The sequence below is a fragment of the Terrisphaera buseokensis genome (genome assembly GCF_047521145.2).
Classification (GTDB): domain Bacteria; phylum Verrucomicrobiota; class Verrucomicrobiia; order Opitutales; family Opitutaceae; genus ER46.
Genome location: NZ_CM134186.1, coordinates 6,874,411 through 6,893,673, shown reverse-complemented (window position 1 = coordinate 6,893,673; position 19,263 = coordinate 6,874,411). Strand labels below are relative to the sequence as shown.

The 19,263-nt window shown below is 66.9% G+C and carries 13 protein-coding genes; 2 read left to right on the top strand and 11 right to left on the bottom strand.

What is annotated here, in order from left to right; translation table 11 throughout:
* Positions 1–89: 89 nt before the first annotated feature.
* Positions 90–1,937: a glutaminase A gene (gene glsA, locus ACLJEU_RS25895; RefSeq protein WP_414661104.1), complete on the top strand. Its 1,848-nt coding sequence runs from the start codon at positions 90–92 to the stop codon at positions 1,935–1,937.
* 126 nt (positions 1,938–2,063) lie between these two features.
* Here the strand turns inward: glsA and ACLJEU_RS25890 are convergent, their stop codons facing one another.
* The 4 genes from ACLJEU_RS25890 to ACLJEU_RS25875 all read right to left on the bottom strand — a co-directional run bounded on the left by ACLJEU_RS25890 (position 2,064) and on the right by ACLJEU_RS25875 (position 8,835).
* On the bottom strand, positions 2,064–3,959 hold the full coding sequence (locus ACLJEU_RS25890; RefSeq protein WP_414661105.1) for an adenylate/guanylate cyclase domain-containing protein: 1,896 nt from the start codon (positions 3,957–3,959) through the stop codon (positions 2,064–2,066).
* 99 nt (positions 3,960–4,058) lie between these two features.
* Positions 4,059–5,639, bottom strand: a complete 1,581-nt coding sequence (locus ACLJEU_RS25885; RefSeq protein WP_414661106.1) for an arylsulfatase — start codon at positions 5,637–5,639, stop codon at positions 4,059–4,061.
* A gap of 88 nt (positions 5,640–5,727) precedes the next feature.
* A complete protein-coding gene (locus ACLJEU_RS25880; RefSeq protein WP_414661107.1) occupies positions 5,728–7,299 on the bottom strand; it encodes a sulfatase family protein in 1,572 nt (523 codons plus the stop codon).
* Positions 7,300–7,317: 18 nt separating this feature from the next.
* Positions 7,318–8,835: a sulfatase family protein gene (locus ACLJEU_RS25875; protein ID WP_414661108.1), complete on the bottom strand. Its 1,518-nt coding sequence runs from the start codon at positions 8,833–8,835 to the stop codon at positions 7,318–7,320.
* A 132-nt stretch (positions 8,836–8,967) separates the two neighbouring features.
* Here ACLJEU_RS25875 and ACLJEU_RS25870 point away from each other — a divergent pair, with 132 nt between their 5' ends.
* Entirely contained in the window at positions 8,968–9,357 is a 390-nt protein-coding gene (locus tag ACLJEU_RS25870; RefSeq protein WP_414661109.1) for a rhodanese-like domain-containing protein, read from the top strand.
* Positions 9,358–9,589: 232 nt separating this feature from the next.
* Here the strand turns inward: ACLJEU_RS25870 and ACLJEU_RS25865 are convergent, their stop codons facing one another.
* From ACLJEU_RS25865 to ACLJEU_RS25835, 7 genes are all read right to left on the bottom strand, one after another.
* Positions 9,590–10,840 carry a nickel pincer cofactor-dependent isomerase, group 22 gene (locus ACLJEU_RS25865; protein ID WP_414661110.1) on the bottom strand — a complete coding sequence of 417 codons (1,251 nt, stop codon included), beginning with the start codon at positions 10,838–10,840 and terminating at the stop codon, positions 9,590–9,592.
* On the bottom strand, positions 10,837–11,805 hold the full coding sequence (locus ACLJEU_RS25860; protein ID WP_414661111.1) for an alpha/beta hydrolase: 969 nt from the start codon (positions 11,803–11,805) through the stop codon (positions 10,837–10,839). The genes ACLJEU_RS25865 and ACLJEU_RS25860 overlap by 4 nt, the downstream gene beginning before the upstream one ends.
* Positions 11,806–12,031: 226 nt before the next feature.
* The gene (locus tag ACLJEU_RS25855) at positions 12,032–13,432 is read right to left on the bottom strand and encodes a sulfatase-like hydrolase/transferase (RefSeq protein WP_414661112.1); all 1,401 of its coding nucleotides are present in this window, start codon (positions 13,430–13,432) and stop codon (positions 12,032–12,034) included.
* 22 nt (positions 13,433–13,454) lie between these two features.
* On the bottom strand, positions 13,455–14,654 hold the full coding sequence (locus tag ACLJEU_RS25850) for an N-acetylglucosamine-6-phosphate deacetylase (protein WP_414661113.1): 1,200 nt from the start codon (positions 14,652–14,654) through the stop codon (positions 13,455–13,457).
* Between the two features lie 195 nt (positions 14,655–14,849).
* Entirely contained in the window at positions 14,850–16,337 is a 1,488-nt protein-coding gene (locus ACLJEU_RS25845) for an arylsulfatase (protein WP_414661114.1), read from the bottom strand.
* A gap of 135 nt (positions 16,338–16,472) precedes the next feature.
* Positions 16,473–17,177, bottom strand: a complete 705-nt coding sequence (locus ACLJEU_RS25840; RefSeq protein WP_414661115.1) for a 3-keto-disaccharide hydrolase — start codon at positions 17,175–17,177, stop codon at positions 16,473–16,475.
* Between the two features lie 100 nt (positions 17,178–17,277).
* Entirely contained in the window at positions 17,278–19,140 is a 1,863-nt protein-coding gene (locus tag ACLJEU_RS25835) for an ABC transporter ATP-binding protein (protein WP_414661116.1), read from the bottom strand.
* Between the last annotated feature and the right edge of the window lie 123 nt (positions 19,141–19,263).

The following is a 19,263-nucleotide window of genomic DNA, read 5'->3' as shown; positions in this document are numbered from 1 at the left end:
GGCTGCAGATTGTTTCATTGGCTTCGCCGCCAGCGCTCAGCCGGGACCGTTTTCCAGATCGGTCCCGGGGCTTGCACGCGCGCCGCCCCATGATTTTTCCAGCCTCCTCGTCTCCGATTGAGCAGTATCTCGAGCATCTGCACGGGAAGTTTGCGCGCCTGGAGGATGGCGACGTGGCCACGTACATTCCGGAACTGGGACGAGCCAATCCCGCGTGGTTCGGCATCGCGATCGCGACCGTGGACGGCCAGGTCTACGAAGTCGGCGACAGCCGGATTCCCTTCACGATCCAGTCGATGTCCAAGCCCTTCGTGTACGGCTTGGCGCTCGAGACTTGGGGCCTTAAACACGTGCTGGCGCGCGTGGGCGTCGAGCCGTCGGGCGAGGCGTTCAACTCGATCAGCCTCGATCCGCGCACGGGCCGGCCGCTGAACCCGATGATCAACGCCGGCGCGATCGCCACGACCGGCCTGGTGCCCGGGGCGACGCGCGACGAACGGCGGCAGAAATTGATGGAGTTGTTCGGGGCGTTTGCCGGCCGCGATCTGACCGTGGACGAAACCGTGTACGCCTCCGAACGCGACACCGGGCACCGCAATCGCGCGATCGCGCACCTGCTGCGCAATTTCAACATCCTCGGCGGCGATCCCGAGGAGCCGCTCGATCTGTACTTTCGGCAGTGTTCCGTGGCGGTGAACTGCCGCGATCTCGCGCTCATGGCGGCGACGCTGGCCAGCGGCGGCGTCAATCCCGCGACCGGCCGGCGCGTGCTGCAGCCGCACAACACGGGCCGCCTCCTGAGCATCATGAGTTCGTGCGGCATGTACGACTACGCGGGCGAATGGATCTACAATGTCGGCATGCCGGCCAAGAGCGGGGTCGCGGGCGGCATCATCGCGGTCCTGCCGGGCCAACTGGGCGTCGGCGTGTTCTCGCCACCGCTCGATGCCAAGGGCAACAGCGTGCGCGGCATTCGCGTGTGTCGCGATCTCTCGAACGACTTCGGACTCCACCTGTTCAACACGCCGCGCGTCGTGACGCCGGCGTTGAAGAACGTGCAGACGGCGGCGGAGTCGCGCAGCCGGCGGCAGCGCGGCAAGACCGAACTCGATCTGTTGCGGCGGCATGGTCACGCCGTCCGCATCTACCAGCTGCGCGGTCGCCTGATCTTCGCGTCCCTCGAGCCGGTCATCCGTGCGATTCTCGCGGACGCGGCGTCGGGTTCGCACCTCATCCTCGATCTGGGCCACGTGGTGGATCTCGACCGGGCGTCGTGCCGGTTGCTGCTCGATCTTCGCGACCGGCTGATTCGCCTGGGTGTGCGCACGCATCTTGCCGGCGCGACGGATCAGGCGACGCTGCGCGATTATGTGGTGAGCCGACAGGGTGAGGATGGCTGGCTGCAGTTGTGCCGGTTCGAGACCCGCGACGACGCGTTGGAGGTGTGCGAGGACGAGCTGTTGCGGACGCACGGTCAGAGCGCGGCGGGTCCGGCCGAGGTGCCGTTGGGCGACCAGGAGCTGTGTCGCGGGTTTGATGTGGCTGAACTCGCGACGCTCGCGGCGCGACTGACGGCGGTTGAGCTGCCGGCGGCGACGGACGTCATCGCGGCGGGCACGCCCGCGGATGCGATGTACTTCCTCGCGCGCGGCGAGGTCGGCGTGTTTCTCACGACGGTGCAGACGGGTGAACAGCTGATCAGCCGGCTGGGACCGGGCATGAGCTTCGGCGAGGTGGCTTTGATCGATCGTCAGCCGCGATCCGCGACGGTCCGCACGATCGCCGCGAGCCGCGCGTGGCGGCTCACGTTTGCCGCGTTCGACGGCCTGCCGGCGGAGGGACTCGGCGCGTTGCAGGCAAAGCTCGTGGCCAATCTCGCCCACGTGCTGGCCGATCGGCTGCGCAGCGCGAATGCGGAGATTCGGAGTTTGAAGTAATACCAATCGCTCCTTGCTTTTGGACTTCTGGATCGATCGTGGCTACGAGCGCCAGCGAGTGGCCGAACGACCACTCGCTGGCGCTCGTAGCCACGGCTTAAGTCCAAAGGCAAAGGGCGATTGGTATCAGTCGACCGAGTGCAGGCGGAAGGCGCGGACGGGCTCGGAGAAGCCTTTGAGTTTCACCTCGCCCATCGCCTCGGCGTGGCCGCGGCCGCCCAGTTTCTCGAGGGTGGCTTCGTCGATCAGCACCTCGCCCGGACCGGCGATGCTGCAGAGGCGCGAGGCCAGATTCACGCGTTCGCCGAGGACGGTGTAGTTGAGCCGATCCTGCGAACCCATGCAGCCGGCGACGACGGTGCCGGTGGCCACGGCCACGCCGATGGCCAGCTGGTGGCGCGACGTTTCGTTGAGATCGGCGCGGGCGGCGGTGAGCGCGAGGGCGCAACGCGCGGCGTTCTCGGCATCGCTGGCGTGGTGAATCGGCGCGCCGAATACAGCCATGAGCAGATCGCCGACGAATTTATCGAGCACGCCATTGTGGGCCTTCACGACGCCGGTCAGGCGCGTCATGTGTTCGTTCAACATCTCAATGACCTCGCCGGGCGGCATGGCTTGCGTGTGGGCCGTGAAGCTCCGGATGTCGCAAAACAGCACCGAGATTTCGCGCAGTTCGCCGCCGAGCGTGATCTGGCCGTGGATCAGCTGGTGCGCGATTTTCTCGTCGGCCACGAGGTTGAGGACCGTGCGGTACTTCTCCTTGAGCGCGAGGCCCTCGGCCATCTCGTTGAACGCGCGCGTCAGCTGGCCGATGTCGTCGGTGCCCTGCACCGGCAGGCGGATCTCGAGATTTCCCTGGGCAATGGCGTGCGTGCCCTCGGTGAGCCGCCGCAGCGGGGCCGCGAGGCCGTGCGAGAACACGAGGCTGAACACCACGGCGCCGAGCAGCACGGCGAACGACGAAGCCGCGATCTTGAGGCGGATGGCGACCTTCTCGCGTTCGGCCTCGGCCATGGAAAACACGCACACCTGGTGCGCGGGCGGAAACACCGAGCCGGGGTTCATCAGCTGGTAGAACACGCGGTGCGGGACGTCCTCGACCTTGAGGTTGAACTCAGCCTGGGGCGCGCCGGAACGACGGATCTCCGCCTCGACGGCTTCGGCGAGCTGGACGCCAGCGGCGTTCGACAGCACCGCGGGGTTCGCATAAAGCCGGCCGCGATAAAGCATGCCGGCGCGAATGGTGTTGGCGCGCGTGGCAGTCGTGGAGGCGCTGCCCTTGTCCTCCGGCAACGGTTGCGGCACGAGATCCGGCATCGGCAGGCCGAGTACAAAGCCGCCGATCGTGCGCGTGCGGTCGGCCGACATGATCTCGGTTACGATCACTTCCTGGAAGCCATTGGGCCGATCGTCCACGGCCTCCTTGCCGACCGCGCGCGGGCGCAACAGGCCCGGCCGCGCGATTCCCAGCTCCGTGGCTTCCGCCTCCATCGACATGTAGGCGATCTGCTGGACGGCCACGGCGGTGATCGCGGAGGCGAGGAACGGCGCCTGGCTGTCGAGGCGGGCGCGCAATCCCGACGTGAACCGCCGCGTGCCGGGAGGATCGGGCGGGAGCAACGCCTTGCCCTGCGGGTCGACGAAACGAAGGAAGGCCACGCCGTCGCCGCGCGGTGACACCGTCGCGGCACTGCGCTGGCCCGGCCGGCGGGCACCGCCGGCGTCGTTGAACTCAGCGGTGGCCAGCGCGTAGAGCTTGGCGGAATCCGGCTCGGGCAGGCTGAGCGCGGCGATGATGCCCTCGGACTGGGAGAGTTTGAGACAGAGTTCGCGCGTGGCCTCCAGGCGCGATTCCTGGAGCGTGGCGAAGTAGTCGATCTGACGCCGGAACTGCTGGTGGTAGAGCCGCTCGAAGGTCTCCTGCACCCGCTGCTGTGTGACGATGAGCGTGGTGACGCCCCCGCCGGCCACGACCAGCAGCATGGCGATCAGAAGTTTGGTGCGGAAGGAAAGTCGGGGCATGAAGCGGACGGCGCGCGGCACCGCGGAAGCGAGGACGGGATCAGCCTAATCAGGCGTCCCGGCCGATGTCACCCACCGATAGGAGGGCCGCCCGAATCCTCATTTCTTCTTCTTCCCCGTTCCTGCCGCCGGATAGGGCGTCACGTGCGCGCGAGCCGCCCACGCGTCCCAAGCCGCGGCGAGGGTTTTCGCGCGGGCAGGCTGGACTGCCGCCTGATCGCGCAGCTCCGTCCGGTCTGATTTCAAATCGTACAATTCCCACGGGCCGTTGCGGCCGAAGCGCACCAGCTTCCAGTCGCCCATCCGCACTGCCGCGTTGCCCTCGTGCTCCCAGAACAACGCCTCGCGCGCGATGGGCTGATTGGCAAATGCCGGGACGAGGCTGCGTCCTTCCATCGGGAGAATCCGCTGGCCGCCAAAGGTCGTGGGATACTGGGCGCCGCCGACGTCGACCACGGTTGCCATCAGATCGATCACATGCCCCGGCTGCCGGCGTAATTCGCCGCGCCCCGCAATGCCCGCGGGCCAGTGGGCGATGAGCGGCGTGGCGATGCCGCCCTCGTGGTTATAGTGTTTGAACCGGCGGAACGGTGTGTTCTGCAACGTCGCCCACGACTCGCCGCTGTACCATTGCGACGTCGCTTCCGTCGGATCGCCTTCCATCCGGCCGTTGGTCCCGCTCTCGGCATTCCCGCCGTTGTCGCTGAGAAACAGAATCAGCGTGCGATCCAATTCCCCGCGTTCCCGCAGTCCGTCCACCAGCCGGCCCACCGCGAGATCCATCCGGTAAACGCATGCCGCATACACGGCCATCAGGTGATCGAAGCGATCCTGCTCCGCCGCCGAGAGAGCCGCCCACGCCTGCACGGCCTCGCCCCGTGGCGACAACGGCCAGCTTGCATCGATCAATCCCATCTCCCGCTGGCGCGCCAGCCGTTCGCTGCGCAGCTGATCCCAGCCCTGGCGGTAACGTCCGCGAAACTTCGCGATGTCCGCCGCGGCGGCTTGCAGCGGAAAGTGCGGGGCGTTGTGCGCGAGATAGAGGAAGAACGGCTTCTTCTCCGCGCGCGCCTCGTCGATGAACTTCAGGCCGAAGTCCGTCCACAGGTCCGTCGAATACCACGCCTTCGGCAGCCGCGCGTCGTCGTTCGCGATGGCCTCGCCGTTGAGAAACAGTTTCGCCCGCACTGAACCGGGCTGATAAAAACCGCCCGCCGCGGCGTTGAGACTGCGATCGAAGCCGCGCTTCCAGGGCACGACGCCCTGCTCCTGGCCGACATGCCACTTGCCGCTCATCGCGGTGAAATAGCCCGCGCTGCGCAACACTTCCGCCAGCGTGACATTGGAGTCGTTCAAGCGTCCGCGGTACCCCGGCGTCTCCGGCCCCTGATCGTTGACCATGTGGCCGACGCCGGTCTGGTGGGAATAGAGGCCCGTGAGCACGCTGGCGCGCGTCGGGCAGCAGCGCCCCGTGTTGTAGAACTCGGTGAAACGCAATCCGCCCGCGGCGAGGCGATCGAGGTTCGGTGTGGGGATCTCACCGCCATAGCAGCCGATGTCGGAAAAGCCCATGTCGTCGACCAGGATGACGACGATGTTGGGCTTGGCCGGCGTGGGCGTGGCCGCCGCTGCGGTCGAGACAAGCGCGGCCGCAAACACGATAAAAGATCGCAGAATCATAGGCGGGAGAAAACGGAGAGGAGGCTCCTAACCAGTGGAATTATTCGCGGCTATTCGTGTGATTCGCGGGCGCCCCATCGGTGCGGGCTCACGGGAACGGCAACGGCTCGAAGTCCGTCTCGCTCACCCAGGGTGCCCGCAGTTTTTCGCCCTTCATGTAGCGATTGTAGAAGTCGCGGTGGGCGGGATTGGAATGGAGGTAGCGATCGAAGACGTCGCCCTGGCCGAACATCCGCGGATCGCCCTGCGCCTTCAATTCCGCGTAGAGCGCGGACTTGAGCGCCGCGCGTCGCGATTCGGTCGCGGGCTGCGTGGCGAGGTTCTTCACGCAGTCCGGATCGTTTTTCAGATCGTAGAATTCCACGCCCGGCCGGCGGCCGAAACACAGCGCCCAGAACGGATCGGCGGCATTCTGCCGGTGCGTGGCGAGGATGAGTGACTTCGTGGGACTGGCGTCGACGTTGAGATAACCGGTCTCGGGATTGCACGCCGGCCAGCGCGACGGCTCGAAATTCTCCAGGTACAACGCCCCGCCCTTGACGATGCCGCGGATGGGATAGCCGACGTCGTTGGGCCGCCCGATGTCGTGACGCTCCATGCCGACGAGCACGTGATCGCGCGCGGGATTCACCTGGCCCGAGCGATTCACGCTGAAGATGTCCGTCAGGCTGCGGCCCGGCGATTCCGCCATGCCGGTCTTCGCCCACGGCAATCCGGCCAGCTCGATGAACGTCGGCGCGAGATCGATGAAGCTGATGTGATCGGCGACGACGCGATTGCGGCCCGCGATGCCGCGCGCCCACATCGCGGCGAACGGCACGTGATTGGAATATTCATACGCCGATCCCTTGCCGCGCGGAAACGGCATGCCGTGGTCCGAGGTCACAATCACGAGCGTGTTTTCCAGCAGCCCGCGTTTTTCCAATGCCGCGAGCATGCGGCCGAGGTGCGAGTCGAAATGCTCCACTTCATAGGCATAATCCAGCATGTCGTGACGGACGGTCTCGTTGTCGGGCCAGAAGGCCGGCACGCGATCGATGTCGGTCAGTTTCTTGCCGCCCTTCTTCACGCCGGATCCGAACTCGTACTCGCGGTGCGGCTCGATCGCGCCGTACCAGAACGCCCACGGCTTGTCCTTCGGCGCCGCGTCGAGGAAGTCGTCGAAATTCGCCGCGTAATCCGTGGGGCCGATGCCCGTCGCCGGCGGTTTGGCCTTCCGGGCGTTGTACGCCTTGCCCGTCATCAGACGCGGCTTGCCCGCGGCGTCCTGCGCGACGCCGGGCCCCCAGCCCTTCGTGGTGTGGCCGACAGTCCAGCCATTTTCCGCCAGCGCCTCACCCCAGCCTTTGAACTCCGGCGGGAAAAAACAGATGTGGTTCGCGGCGTCCTTCAGCTGCCAGGAATTTCGCCCGGTCAGGATCGCCGCGCGCGAGGGCGCGCACTTGGCGTTGGGCGTGTACGCGTTTTGAAACAGGATGCCGTCGCGCGCCACGCGATCGAAGTGCGGCGTGCTGACCCACTTCGTGCCATACGCGCCGGCGTGCACGCCCCAGTCGTCGGCAATCGCGAAGAGAATGTTCGGGGGCGTCGCGGGCGCGGCGGCGGAGGCGGCGGGGCGCAGGGCGAAGCACGCCAGGATCAGGAGCAGGCAGCGTTTCATGTAAAGGGGTGGGGCGGGTCAGCGAATCTTCTGGTCTGGCAGCTCGGTCTTGATGCCTTCGTCGAGCGGCATCGTGTCGCGTTGCGTCGTAAGGCCGGCGTCGGCCAGGAGCGCCTTCAACTCGCCGGCGAGCCGCGTGCGCGTCGCCGCGTGCGCGGGATCGCGGGCGAGATTGCGCGTCTCACCCGGGTCGCGGGCGAGGTGATACAGTTCGTCGAGGTGACGGTCGGGCGAGCCGTCGCCGTGCGGGTAATGCATGTACTTCCACTCATCCGTGCGGATGCCGCGAATGTTCGGCGTGTAGGGAAACTGCTTCTCGTAGTTGTATTCGTAGAACCAGGACCGCCGCCACGCCGGGTCGCTGCCGTTGGCGAGTTTCTTCCACGAACGGCCCTGGATGTCGGGCAGCCCCGGCGCGCCGCAGAGGTCGAGCACGCTCGGCGCGATATCCATCGCGAGCACCTGGCCCTGCACGACTTTCCCCGTCGGCAGGCCGGGGCCGCGCGCGATGATGGGAATCCGGATGCTGCCTTCGTGCATCGTGCGCTTGTCGACCATGCCGTGCTCGCCCTCGAGCAGGCCGTTGTCGCCCATGAACACGATGATCGTGTTGTCGAACTGGCCGCTCGCCTTCAGATACGCGACGAGCCGGCCGACGCTGTCGTCGACGCTCAGCACCGTGCCCCAGTACGCGCGCACCATCGCGGCAAAGTCCTTCACGGCTTCCGGCCGGTCATCGGGAAACGTCTTCCGCCATTCGAACAGCGGGCCGTAGATGCCGTGCCACGTCCGCAACCGCTGGCGAATCCACTCCGGCTTGTCGTCGAGCGCGAAGGCGGTCGCCGGATATTTCACGTCGACCTGATCGAAGGTGTGCGCGTATTTCGGCTCGGGAAAATAGAACGAGTGCGGCGCCTTCTGCCCGAGACACAGCGCCCAAGGCTGGCCGGCCGGCCGCTGCTTCAACCACTCGAGCGCGTAGTCCGTGACGACGTGCGTGTAATAACCCTTGGGCGTTTCCCGGCGCTGGCCGTTGATGCTCCACTCGGTGTCGAAATATTTCCCCTGGCCCTTGTGCGTCACGAACCAGTCGAAACCCGGCCGCGGCGCGTCGTTGTTTTCACCCATGTGCCACTTGCCGAGATAGGCGGTCTGGTAGCCGCTCGCGCGCAGCTGCGCCGGCCAGTGCGGCAGTTTCTCCGGCAGCTCGGTGAAGTTGTCGCGCACGCCGTGCCGGTGCGCGTACAGGCCCGTCAGGATGCTCGCGCGACTGGGTGAGCAGAGCGACGTGGTGCAGAACGCGTTCGCAAAACGCACGCCGCCGGCGGCGAGGGCGTCGATGTGGGGCGTGCGCACGTGCGCGGATCCGTAGGCGCCGAGGGCGTCGGGGCGCAGGTCGTCGCACAGGATGAACAGCACATTCGGTTTGGCGGGTGCGGTCGCGGCGAGGGCGAGGCTGGCCGACAGAACGCCGAGCGTGGCGAAGATTCCGGCGAGCGTGCGGCTCAACCGGCGTCCAGAAGCGAGGGGATTCATGGGGCGGCTGATCGAGTGTCGGCCCGCGCCAGAGGTCAACGCTGCGCAACGGGAATCTCCTCGTGGCCGCGTCGCGGCGGCGGTCCGTCGCGGACTTGCGAAATTGACCGACACCACTACGGTTTCGGTCCCATGAAATTCCTCACGACCCTTCTTCTGGCCCTCGGCCTCGTCAACGTGGCGCTCGCCAAGTCCTCCAAGATTCCGGACATCTCTCACCAGGAACTTTCCGCTGCCATCGCGGCGAAGGCAGTGACCGTGCTCGACGTCAATGGGACGGAATCCTTCCAGGAAGCCCGCATTCCCGGCGCCATCGACTACATCGCGCAGCAGAAGAAAATCGCGGCGCTGCTGCCGAAGGACAAGAACGCGCTGGTCGTCGCGTATTGCGGCAACGAGTACTGCAACGCCTACCTCGCTGCCGCCACGACCGCCGTCGAGCTCGGCTACACGAACGTGAAGCACTACTCGCCCGGCATCGACGGCTGGAAGAAGACCGGCGCGAAAGTGGAAAAGAGCTGAGTTGGGTTTCAGGCGGCGCAACGCCGCCGATCGACAAAATCACCACCCGGACCCTGCGTCCGGGTTTTTTTGTGGCCGGTGATCGGGCGTGCGCGAGACCGGCAGAGGCCAACCGCCGGTGGGTGTGGGACCTTCTGTTTGATCGTGGCTACGAGCGCCAGCGAGTGGCCGAACCACCACTCGCTGGCGCTCGTAGCCACGGTTAAGGCCCAAAAGCGAACGGCGATGGGCGTCAGCCCTCAAACGGCAGCAAGCGGCCGACGGCGTCCACGGCCGGGCGTGGTTCACCGATGACGGTGACGTGGTCGCGGCCGCCGAGGGCGGCGACGGCGGCGGGCGAAGCCAGAATCTCGCCGAGGTGCAGCGTATCCCGAATCCGGATAACCCGCGCGGTGGCCGGATCGAGGCAGCCGCTGGCGCGCAGGGCGAGCTCGAGGCCGGCGGCGTCCGTCGGCGCCGCGAGCGGCACTTTGCCCCGCTCGAGAAACCCACTGGTCGCGACGTTGATGTACGTGATGCGATGATCGATCTTCGCCGCGAGGCGCGTCGTGATGATGTCGGCCAGACCGGTCCCGACGGCGTTGCCGTGGGATTCATCCGTGAGATCGGTCACGAGGATCATCTTGATCCGCGGACTGTTGGGCTCCGATTCGCCGGCAATCCGGAGGCGGCCGATGATGTTGGTGTCCATGCCGGTGCCGCTGATGTTTTTTCCCAGCCGGTCCACGACCAGCACGTCGATGTCCTCGAGCGGCAGGCTCGGCTGCTGGCGATACGCGACCGCGAGCAGAATCGGTTCGCGGTCGAGGATCCGGTTGCCCGGAATCGCCTCGATCAGCGCGGTCGCTTCGTAGGCGTTTTCGACGATGGCGAGTCCGAAGAGAATGCGGCCGGTGGCCAGCAGCTGCGCCGCCGCGCGCGGGATGAGATCGCGCAGTCCGCGCACGCCGAACCGATGCAGCGCCAGCGCGGCGGCTTCCTTGCCGAGCCCGATGATGGCCATCTTCACCAGCCCGCTTTCATAGCGGCCGTGGAAATCCGTGTGCGGCTTGATCCGATTGATCAGCACGATGCCGTCCGCCTCGGCGGCGTGGCGATCGAGGAAGAGCGGATGCTCGAGGTCCCGGGCCGGCAGTTCGACCACGTCCATCGTGGCCAGAATCGGGCAACCCATCGCCTCCTCCGTCACGCCGTAGCCGGCGAGCACGTCGCGCTGGCCCGCGGCCGTCGCGCCCCCGTGGCTGCCCATCGCCGGAACGATGAACACCGTCGCGCCCTGCGCCTTCAGCGTGTCGACGGTGGCGCGGACGATCGTACTCAGGTTGGCGATACCGCGGCTGCCGACGGCGATGGCGATGCGCGCGCCGTCGGGCACGTGACTGAGTCCGTTGATCTGGTCGCGCACGGTCCGGCCGATGTCCTCGACCTGCTCCGCGGGAAACGTGACGCGCAGGCGTTGCAGGGTCGGCAGCGGCGCGCTCATGGGCGGGAAGTCGGAACGGGGCGCAACAGCCCGCGCCGCGTCATCCAGTCGGCGGCGCGTTGCGGCCAGGTGGTCACGGGCAGAGTCGCGACCGGGCGCAGGCCGTAGCCGTGTCCGCCCGTGTCGTAGACGTGCACCTCCGCCGGCACGCCGGCCTGCTTGAGTGCGCTGGCGAGCTGCAGCGCGTTGTCGACGGGGATGTTGTCGTCAAACGCGTGCGCCAGGAACGTCGGTGGCGCATCCTTCGGAATCGTGAGATCGGCGCGCAGCTGCCGCTGGCCTCGCTCCACGAAATACGCGGCGTAGATCAACAGCGTGAAGTCGGGCCGGCTGGAAACCGCATCGATGGCGTCGATGGCAGGATAATAGCGCTGGCCGCCGGCGAGGGCGACGTAACCCGCGGTCGCGCCGCCGGCACTAAAGCCGATGATGCCGATGCGCTGCGGATCGAGGCCCCACTCGGCTGCCTTGCTGCGCACGAGGCTCATCGCGCGCTGTCCGTCCTGGGCTGCGGCCAGCCAGCGTTTCGCGGGATCGCGCACCGGCACGCGGTACTTGAGGACGATGGCGGTGACGCCGAGGCTGTTGAGCCAGTCGGCGACTTCCGTGCCCTCGAGATCGTAGGCGAGGATGTTGAAGCCACCGCCGGGACAGATCACCACGCTCGCGCCGGTGTCCTTGTCCTTGGCGGGTCGATACACCGCGAGTTGCGGCGTCGAGACGTTGCCCAGCTTGATGATTCGCCGGCCGCCGATCAGCGCGTCGGTGGGCTTGGTGATATCCGCCTCGGGCGGCAGCGGTTTCGTTTCACCCGGCGGCGTCCCGGGCCAGACATTCAGGACGACGGCGGGCTCGGCGGCGGCGAGCAGGCCGGGAATGAGACCGAGGCACGCGGCGACGGCGACGCGGAGAAAACGTTTCCCGCGCACCGGAGTGGCGGACGGCTGCAGGGGCGGGGTTCGCATCGGAAAGAGCAAGTGAGCGAGACGTATCACGGCTGGGGTGAGACGCTATTCGAAAACCTGACGGTGGATCGATTGCGTGCTCGGAAGGAAATGCCGGCGGGACGCCTGCGGTCCCGGGGGACTGCACCTGGGATTGACTCCGGGACCGCGGACGCCCTCGTCCGCCTGGCTCGCCGCGCAGGCGAGACGTCTGCGCTCCCGTGCCACACCGTCGTGAACCGCGGATTTAATCTTTCGCCAGTGCATCGCGGTCGCGCACCGCCGCGGCGTCCATCAGCGCGCGCAGCTGGCGCAGCCGCTGCGGTTCGCTCGCCGCGAGATCGTGTTTCTCGCCGGGATCGGCCGCCAGGTTGAAGAGCTCACTGCGGCTTTTGGCACCTTCGCCGAACACGATCAGTTTCCACGACTCGTAGCGCAGCGAACGTGACCGCCAGCTCGGCGCGACACTGTACAGCGGACGCGGAGGCAGCGGCGTGTGGGTCGTGAGCAGCGCGGTCAGGTCGGTGCCGTCCCACTTCAAGTCCGTCTGCGGTGCAAACCCGGCGAGTGCGCTGAAGGTCGGCATCCAGTCGGTGATGTGCACCGGCGTGTCGACGCGGCCCGGTTTCACGCGCCCGGGCCACGACACGATCGTGGCGACGCGCGTGCCGCCTTCGTAAAGATCGCCCTTCTGGCCGCGCCACGGAGCGTTGTTGCCCGTGAGTTTGCCGCTCGGGCATTGGTCATCCGGATACTGGCGGTCATTGTTCTCAACGGTGCTGCCGCCGTTGTCGCTGGTGAAGACGACGAGCGTGTTCTCGCGCCGGCCGGATTTTTCGAGCGCGGCGAGAATGCGCCCGACGGCATCGTCGAGGTGCATCACGGAAGCGGCGTAGTGGCGCGCGACGTCGCCCGTGATCGCGGCTGGCACGCGTGCGACCCATTCGTCCGGCTCCTTGACCGGCAGATGTACCGCCGTAAACGGGACGTAGAGGAAAAACGGCGCCGCTCCCCGCGACTCCATCCAGCGGATCGCTTCCGTCGCGATGAGGTCGGTGACGTGGCCCTTCTCCTCAATCAGCGTCTCGTTGCGGTGCCAGGTCTGGGTGAACTTGCCCTGCTTGTAGCGATGGCTGTACGGACTCACGCCGCCGGCCAGCGAGCCGTACGAATGATCGAAGCCGAAGTGATTCGGGCCCTGCTCGGGCAGCGAGCCGAGGTGCCATTTGCCGGTGAGGCAGGTGTCGTAGCCGACGCGCTTCAGCGCCCGCGGCAGCGTCACGGTGTCCCAGGAAAACGCCCGCTCGTTGCCCGGCGTGGTGATGTTGAAACGGCTCCAGCAGCGTCCACTCAGCAACCCGGTGCGCGTCGGGCTGCACACGGGCGCGACGTAGTGCTGCGCGAGTTCGAGGCCTTCGCGCGCGAGGCGATCGAGGTGCGGCGTCGGGGCGTTGCCGCCGTGAAACGCCACGTCGGCCCAGCCCAGATCGTCGGCCATGATGAAGACGATGTTGGGCTTCGCCGCGTTGGCCGTGGCCGCGATCGCCGTGGCGTTGAAGGGCAAGGCCCACGCCGCGAGGCCGAGGGCGCACGCGAGCACGATCAAACGGATGCGCGGCAGCGTGGGGGCAGGGGGAAGCGGGATCATGGTGGGAACGGGACGCTGGGGTTCACGCGGGCTGGAGGACACCGCCGATGTAGACCTGTTTGATTTTCAAGTTGGGCGAGAGCACGAGTACGTCGGCGCGTTTGCCGATGCTGAGACTGCCGGTGTCGGCGGCGATGCCGGTGCGCTCGGCCGGCGTGAGGCTGGCCATGCGCACCGTTTCCCAGAGCGGCGCGCGGGTGGCGGCGTGCATGACGCGCACCATGTGATCCATGCCCATCGACGAACTGGCGAGGCCGCCCTGCGGCGCGCGGCCGACCTTGCCGTCGTGGTCGAAGTCCGTGCCCGTTTCGCTCGGGCCGAAGATGTAGCGACCGGGCGGGCAATCGACGGCGCGACTGGCGTCGGTCACGAGCAGCAGCCGGCGCGGCCCGATCTGCCGATGGGCAAACCCCAGCAGTTCCTTCGCGAGGTGCTGGCCGTCGGCGATGACCTCGGTGCTCATGCCTTCGTTGGCCAACACGTACTGCTCCATGCTGCCCTGCATCGGAGTGCCGAGCCGCACGCGAATCGACGGCACGCTGCTCATCGCGCACCAGAAATGATCGACGTGCCGCATGCCGGCGCGAAACGCGCGATCCATCTCCGTCCACGAGGAGTTGGAGTGGCCGCAGGTGACGAAACAGTCCCGCCGTCGCGCCTGCCGGTAGAACGCGAGTGCACCCGGCAGCTCGGCCGCGCAGGTCGCAATGCGCACCAGGCCGGTGGCGAAGTAACGGTTGAACTCCGCCGGCGTGGGATCGCGCCGGCCGTCGGCGGAATGGCAGCCCACTTTGTCGGGCGCGAAAAACGGTCCGTACAAATGTACGCCTTCGATCCGCGCGCCGCCCGTCGCGTGGCGCTCGTCGCGGACGGTCTTACACGCGGCGATCATGGCGTGAATTTCCGCGGGCGCGCCCGTGGTGGTGGTGGGGAAGATCGTGGTCGTCCCGTGTCGCGCGTGGGTCCGGCACACGGTGCGCACGGCGTCGGGCGTGCCGTCCATGAAATCCGCACCGCCGCCGCCGTGCACGTGGACGTCCACGAAGCCCGGCGAAACCAAACCGCCGCGCGCATCGACGATCGTGGCGCCCTTGGGCGCGCGTTTGTTGCCGCCGCTGATGGCGGCAATGCGATCGCCCCGCAACGTGACCCGCGCGTGCGGGAGCAGGCGATCCGGCAGGATCGCGGTGGCGTTTTCGATGATGGTGACGGCGGAGGGCATCAGTGAGGTTAAGAGGTTGGGTCGCCGGCGGAATGAGGCAGGGCTCGCCCGCGAATCACGCGAATGGGCACGAATGTCAGCGACAGATTAAAGTCTCACCGCGCTTTCCGGTGCGCATTGCCATGGTGCGGGCGGCGATCACAAGGCTTGGTTTTCATTCGCGCGTATTCGCGTGATTCGCGGGCCACCCGAATATTACTCCTCACTCTTGTCCGGCGCGGCGGCTTTCTTGCCGCCCTTCTTGGTCTTCGCGGGCGGTGGGTTGCCGCCGAATTTCGCGGCGCGATCGCGTTCGTGCAGCGTAGTGGAGGAAAACGTACCTTCCACGGCGGGCGCGTGGGCGGCGGTCGCGTAGGTTTGGAGTCGCGCGAGAATGTCTGGCTGCGCGGCGGCGAGGTTCTTCGTTTCGCTGACGTCGGTTTTGAGATCGTAGAGTTCCCACGCGGCCGCGGGTTTGGGCTGAATCGCTTTCCAGCCGCCGGCGCGCACCGCGGTCTGGCCCACGAACTCCCAGTAGAGGTACGGATGTTGCGCCTGTTTTCTCCCCGCCGCGGCTTCGCCGATCAGTTCCGGCAGAAGGCTCAGACCGTCGATGTCGGCCGGCGCGGGCGCACCGGCGATTTCGGCGAACGTCGGCAGAATATCGGGGAAATACCAGAGGTGATCGCTCACGCGTCCGGGTGCGATTTTGCCGGGCCAGCGCGCCACCACGGGAATGCGTAGTCCGCCCTCGTACAGCGTGCCTTTGCGGCCGCGAAATTCGACGCCCGTCTGCGGGTGCTTGTTCGCGCCATGCACGCCGCGCGGGAACTCGGGCGTGACGAAGTAGTCGTTGCCGCCGTTGTCGCCGCTGAACATCACGAGCGTGTTGCGCTCGAGGTCGAGGGACTTGAGCAGCGCGAGAAGCTCGCCGACCTGGCGATCCAGCATCGTGACCATCGCGGCATAGCGGCGGGCGGGCTCGGGCCAGGGTTTGTCTTTGTAGAGCGCCCACGCGGCGTCGCTGTCGGGGAGGTCGAAATTGCCGTGCGGCGGCGTGAACGGCAGGTAGCAGAAAAACGGCTTGGCCTGATTCGCGCGGATGAAGGCCGTCGCTTCGGAGAAGATCACGTACTGCGCGTACGTCTGGCCGGCGCTGCCGCCGTGATTGCCGGGCAGCGGCACCTCCTCGCTGTTACGGATAAGATACGGCGGGTAATAGGTGTGGGCGTGGACCTGATCGTAGTAACCGAAGAAGACGTCGAAGCCGTGTTGCTCCGGGACGCCGGTCGAGCCGCGACCGCCGTTGCCCCATTTGCCGAAACCGCCGGTCGCGTAGCCGAGTGGTTTGAGCACCGAGGCGATCGTCGCCTCGCCCGCGCGCAACGGCGTGCCGCCTCCGTTCGATCGCACGCTCGTGTGGCCGCTGTGTTTGCCGGTCAGGAAACAGCAGCGCGTCGGCGCACAGACTGCTGAGCCGGCGAGGCCCTGGGTGAAACGCACGCCTTCGGCGGCGAGCCGGTCAATGTTTGGCGTGCGCAGGTGCGGATTGCCGGCGTAGGACGGCTCGAAATACCCGAGCTCATCCGCCATGATGTAGACGATGTTGGGCCGGTCGCCGCGCGGTTCGGCCGCGTGGAGCGCGAGAGAGACGAGCGACCCGACCACCAGGGCGCGCGTGTAACGAAGCAGGTGAGACATCATGGCGGGGTTCACGAAGGTGGCCGGCAAAGGTGGCGGAGACATCGCCGGCGCCGGGTCCGGACGGTGCGGGCCGCAGATGTGATCGCAAGCACCTGGGCGCCGCGGGCCGGCGGGACGCCGCCCTCAGCAGACAACTTACAGCTCCTTGATCCGGATGTTGCGCCAGCGGATCTCCTCGCCGGGCTTCTTCTTGGTGCCGTCGCCGATGCCGTGCACCTGCAGCGCGATCAGGCCCTTCAGCGTCATGCTGTCGCGGAAGTCCGCGGCCTTGACCCCGTTGATCCAGGTCTGGATGTGGTCGCCCTTGCACTCGATGCGGGCCTTGTTCCAGTCCCCCTGCTTGAACGCCTTTTGCGCGGCGGGATTGTCCTTCAGTTCCGCGAGCCAGCCGCGCCGGGCTTCATCGTAGACGCCGCCGGTGAAGGCGCGGGCTGATGGATCAATTTCATATTGATAACCGAAGACGCGGTCGGCGGGGAATTTCTTCTTCTTCCCGTTAATCTCCGCCTCGGTTTCCTTCTTGTAGTATTCGCTGCGGAATTGGACGCCGGAGTTCATGTCCTTTGCGACGAGGAACTCGAACTCGAGGATGAAGTCGCCGTAGGTTTTCGTCGTGCAGAGAAAGGAATTTCCGGTTTTGGCGACGGTCTTGCCGACCACGCAGCCGTCCTCGACGCGGTACAGGGCCTCGCCGCTGTGCTGTTCCCAGCCGTCGAGATTTTTTCCATTGAAGAGATTCACCCAGCCGTCGGCGGCGGTGGCGGCACCGGCGAGCGTCAGCGTGGACGCGAGGGCGAGGCGGGGAAGGAAGCGGAGTAAACCAAATGAGGGCGTGATCATAGGGAAAGGGGTTCCAGCACCGGGGCCCGGCGCGCCGGCTGAGGATGTGCGCCGAAGTGACGGAGCTCGCAAGCGTGGAGTGTTGGCGAGCGTGGTGGGATTACGGACGGCCGGGGGCGTCGGCGGGCGTCGGTCCAAACTGCAACGCGCTGAGCCGGCGATAAAGACCTTCGGCCCGGGCGGACAATTCCTCGTGCGTGCCGAGTTCGACGACCTGGCCGGCATCGATGACGGCGATGCGGTTGGCGTTGCGCACCGTCGCGAGCCGGTGGGCGACGATGAACGTCGTGCGTCCCTGCATCAACCGATCGAGCGCCAGTTGCACCTGCGCTTCGCTCTCGCTGTCGAGCGAACTCGTTGCTTCATCGAGAATCAGGATCGCCGGATTCTTCAGGATGGCGCGCGCGATGGCGACCCGTTGACGCTGACCGCCGGAGAGCTTGATGCCGCGATCGCCGACCAGGGTCGCGTAGCCCTCGGGAAAGCCGCGGATGAAGTCGTCCGCGTTCGCGAGCTGCGCCGCTTCACGAATCGCGTGGGCGTCGGCTCCCGGTCGGCCGTACGCGATGTTCTCCGCGATCGTGCCGCCGAAGAGCAGCACGTCCTGCGGCACGATGGCCATCTGGCCGCGCAGCCACGTGAGCGGATAGTCGCGCGCGTCGCGTCCGTCGATCAGCAGCCGCCCGCTCTCCGGATCGTAGAAACGCAGCAGCAGCGCGGTGAGCGTCGACTTGCCGGCGCCGCTGGGCCCGACGAGCGCGATGCGTTCGCCGGGTTGCGCGGCGAGGCTGAGATTGCGCAGCACGGGCACTTCCGGCCGGGCGGGATAGCGGAAATTCACGCCGACAAACGCCACCTCGCCGCGCAGCCGGGCGGGCAGCGTCGTGACGTGGCCGCCGCGCGCGGCGTCGGTCTCGGTTTCGGTCGGCTCGCGCAGGAGTTCACGCACGCGCTGGGTGGCACCGACGGTTTTCTGAATCTGGCTGAAGAGTTCGGCCGCCTGGCCCATCGCGCCGGCGACGAACGTCGAATACAGCACGAAGCGCGTGAGCTCGCCCGGCGAAATCTCCCCCTGCTGCAGCAGCCGGGCGCCGAACCAGAGCACGATCACAATGCCGCCGAACAGGGCCAGGATGAAGAACGCCACGAACACCGCGCGCCACCGCGCCGCGCTCAGCGCGGCGGCCAGCACGCGGGCGTTGGACGTCTCGTAGCGGCGGACTTCGAAGGCTTCGTTCGCAAAGGCCTTCACGCTCGCGATCGCCTGCAATGTCTCCTCGACGATCGTGTTGGTGGCGGCGAGCTGGTCCTGGGTTTCACGCGAGAAACGCCGCAGGCGGCGGCCGAAGAACACCGCGGCGGCGATCAGGATCGGCAGCGTGCCGAGCATCACCGCCGTGAGCTGGCCGGACGTGATTGCGATCAGCGTGACGCCGCCGATGAGGAACACCGACTGCCGGCACATCTGCGGCAGCGCGTCGACGAGCGCGCCTTCGATTTGTGCGATGTCGGTGGATACGCGGCTGGTCAGTTCACCGATGCGACGCTGGCCAAAGAACGCCATCGGCAGCGCGATCAGGCGCTGGTAACATTCGCGCCGCAGGTCGGCGAGGGCGCTCTGACCGACCCGATTGAACGCCAGCGCGCTGTTGAAGGAAGCGAGCGCCTGCAACGAGACGATGCCCGCGAGGATCAACGCGACCTGGCTCAACGGCAGCACTCCGAGGAACTGCAGGGTTGTGCCGCCGGGCCGCATGGCCGCGTCGATCAAGCTTCCGGCCAGAAAGGGAAATGCCAACCCGCACGCGGCGCTGAAAAACAAACTCGCGAGCCCCACGACAAAGCGCGGCCGGTACGGGCGCACGTAGCGCGCGAGCGCGAGCGTGTCGAGGAGGCTCTCGCGGTTCAGCTTGGCCTTGGGCAGGCGGTCCAGGGCGATTTCCTCCGACGAGTGGCGCGGCATGAGCCGTGAAGCTCGTCGAGTCCGCGGAAAACACAAACGCGGCGATAGCGAAGAGCGAACGGCAGGATAGGAGTGAGGGTTTGCATTTCTTCCATAGCGGGGAAAGGGGCTGGTGGCCCGCGG

Bases quoted from the DNA above. Each gene is read 5' to 3' on its own strand.
- ACLJEU_RS25880 (WP_414661107.1), bottom strand. From the start codon at position 7,299: ATGAAACGCTGCCTGCTCCTGATCCTGGCGTGCTTCGCCCTGCGCCCC.
- ACLJEU_RS25870 (WP_414661109.1), top strand. From the start codon at position 8,968: ATGAAATTCCTCACGACCCTTCTTCTGGCCCTCGGCCTCGTCAACGTG.
- ACLJEU_RS25875 (WP_414661108.1), bottom strand. From the start codon at position 8,835: ATGAATCCCCTCGCTTCTGGACGCCGGTTGAGCCGCACGCTCGCCGGA.
- ACLJEU_RS25885 (WP_414661106.1), bottom strand. From the start codon at position 5,639: ATGATTCTGCGATCTTTTATCGTGTTTGCGGCCGCGCTTGTCTCGACC.
- glsA (WP_414661104.1), top strand. From the start codon at position 90: ATGATTTTTCCAGCCTCCTCGTCTCCGATTGAGCAGTATCTCGAGCAT.
- ACLJEU_RS25835 (WP_414661116.1), bottom strand. From the start codon at position 19,140: ATGCCGCGCCACTCGTCGGAGGAAATCGCCCTGGACCGCCTGCCCAAG.
- ACLJEU_RS25865 (WP_414661110.1), bottom strand. From the start codon at position 10,840: ATGAGCGCGCCGCTGCCGACCCTGCAACGCCTGCGCGTCACGTTTCCC.
- ACLJEU_RS25855 (WP_414661112.1), bottom strand. From the start codon at position 13,432: ATGATCCCGCTTCCCCCTGCCCCCACGCTGCCGCGCATCCGTTTGATC.
- ACLJEU_RS25860 (WP_414661111.1), bottom strand. From the start codon at position 11,805: ATGCGAACCCCGCCCCTGCAGCCGTCCGCCACTCCGGTGCGCGGGAAA.
- ACLJEU_RS25845 (WP_414661114.1), bottom strand. From the start codon at position 16,337: ATGATGTCTCACCTGCTTCGTTACACGCGCGCCCTGGTGGTCGGGTCG.
- ACLJEU_RS25850 (WP_414661113.1), bottom strand. From the start codon at position 14,654: ATGCCCTCCGCCGTCACCATCATCGAAAACGCCACCGCGATCCTGCCG.
- ACLJEU_RS25840 (WP_414661115.1), bottom strand. From the start codon at position 17,177: ATGATCACGCCCTCATTTGGTTTACTCCGCTTCCTTCCCCGCCTCGCC.
- ACLJEU_RS25890 (WP_414661105.1), bottom strand. From the start codon at position 3,959: ATGCCCCGACTTTCCTTCCGCACCAAACTTCTGATCGCCATGCTGCTG.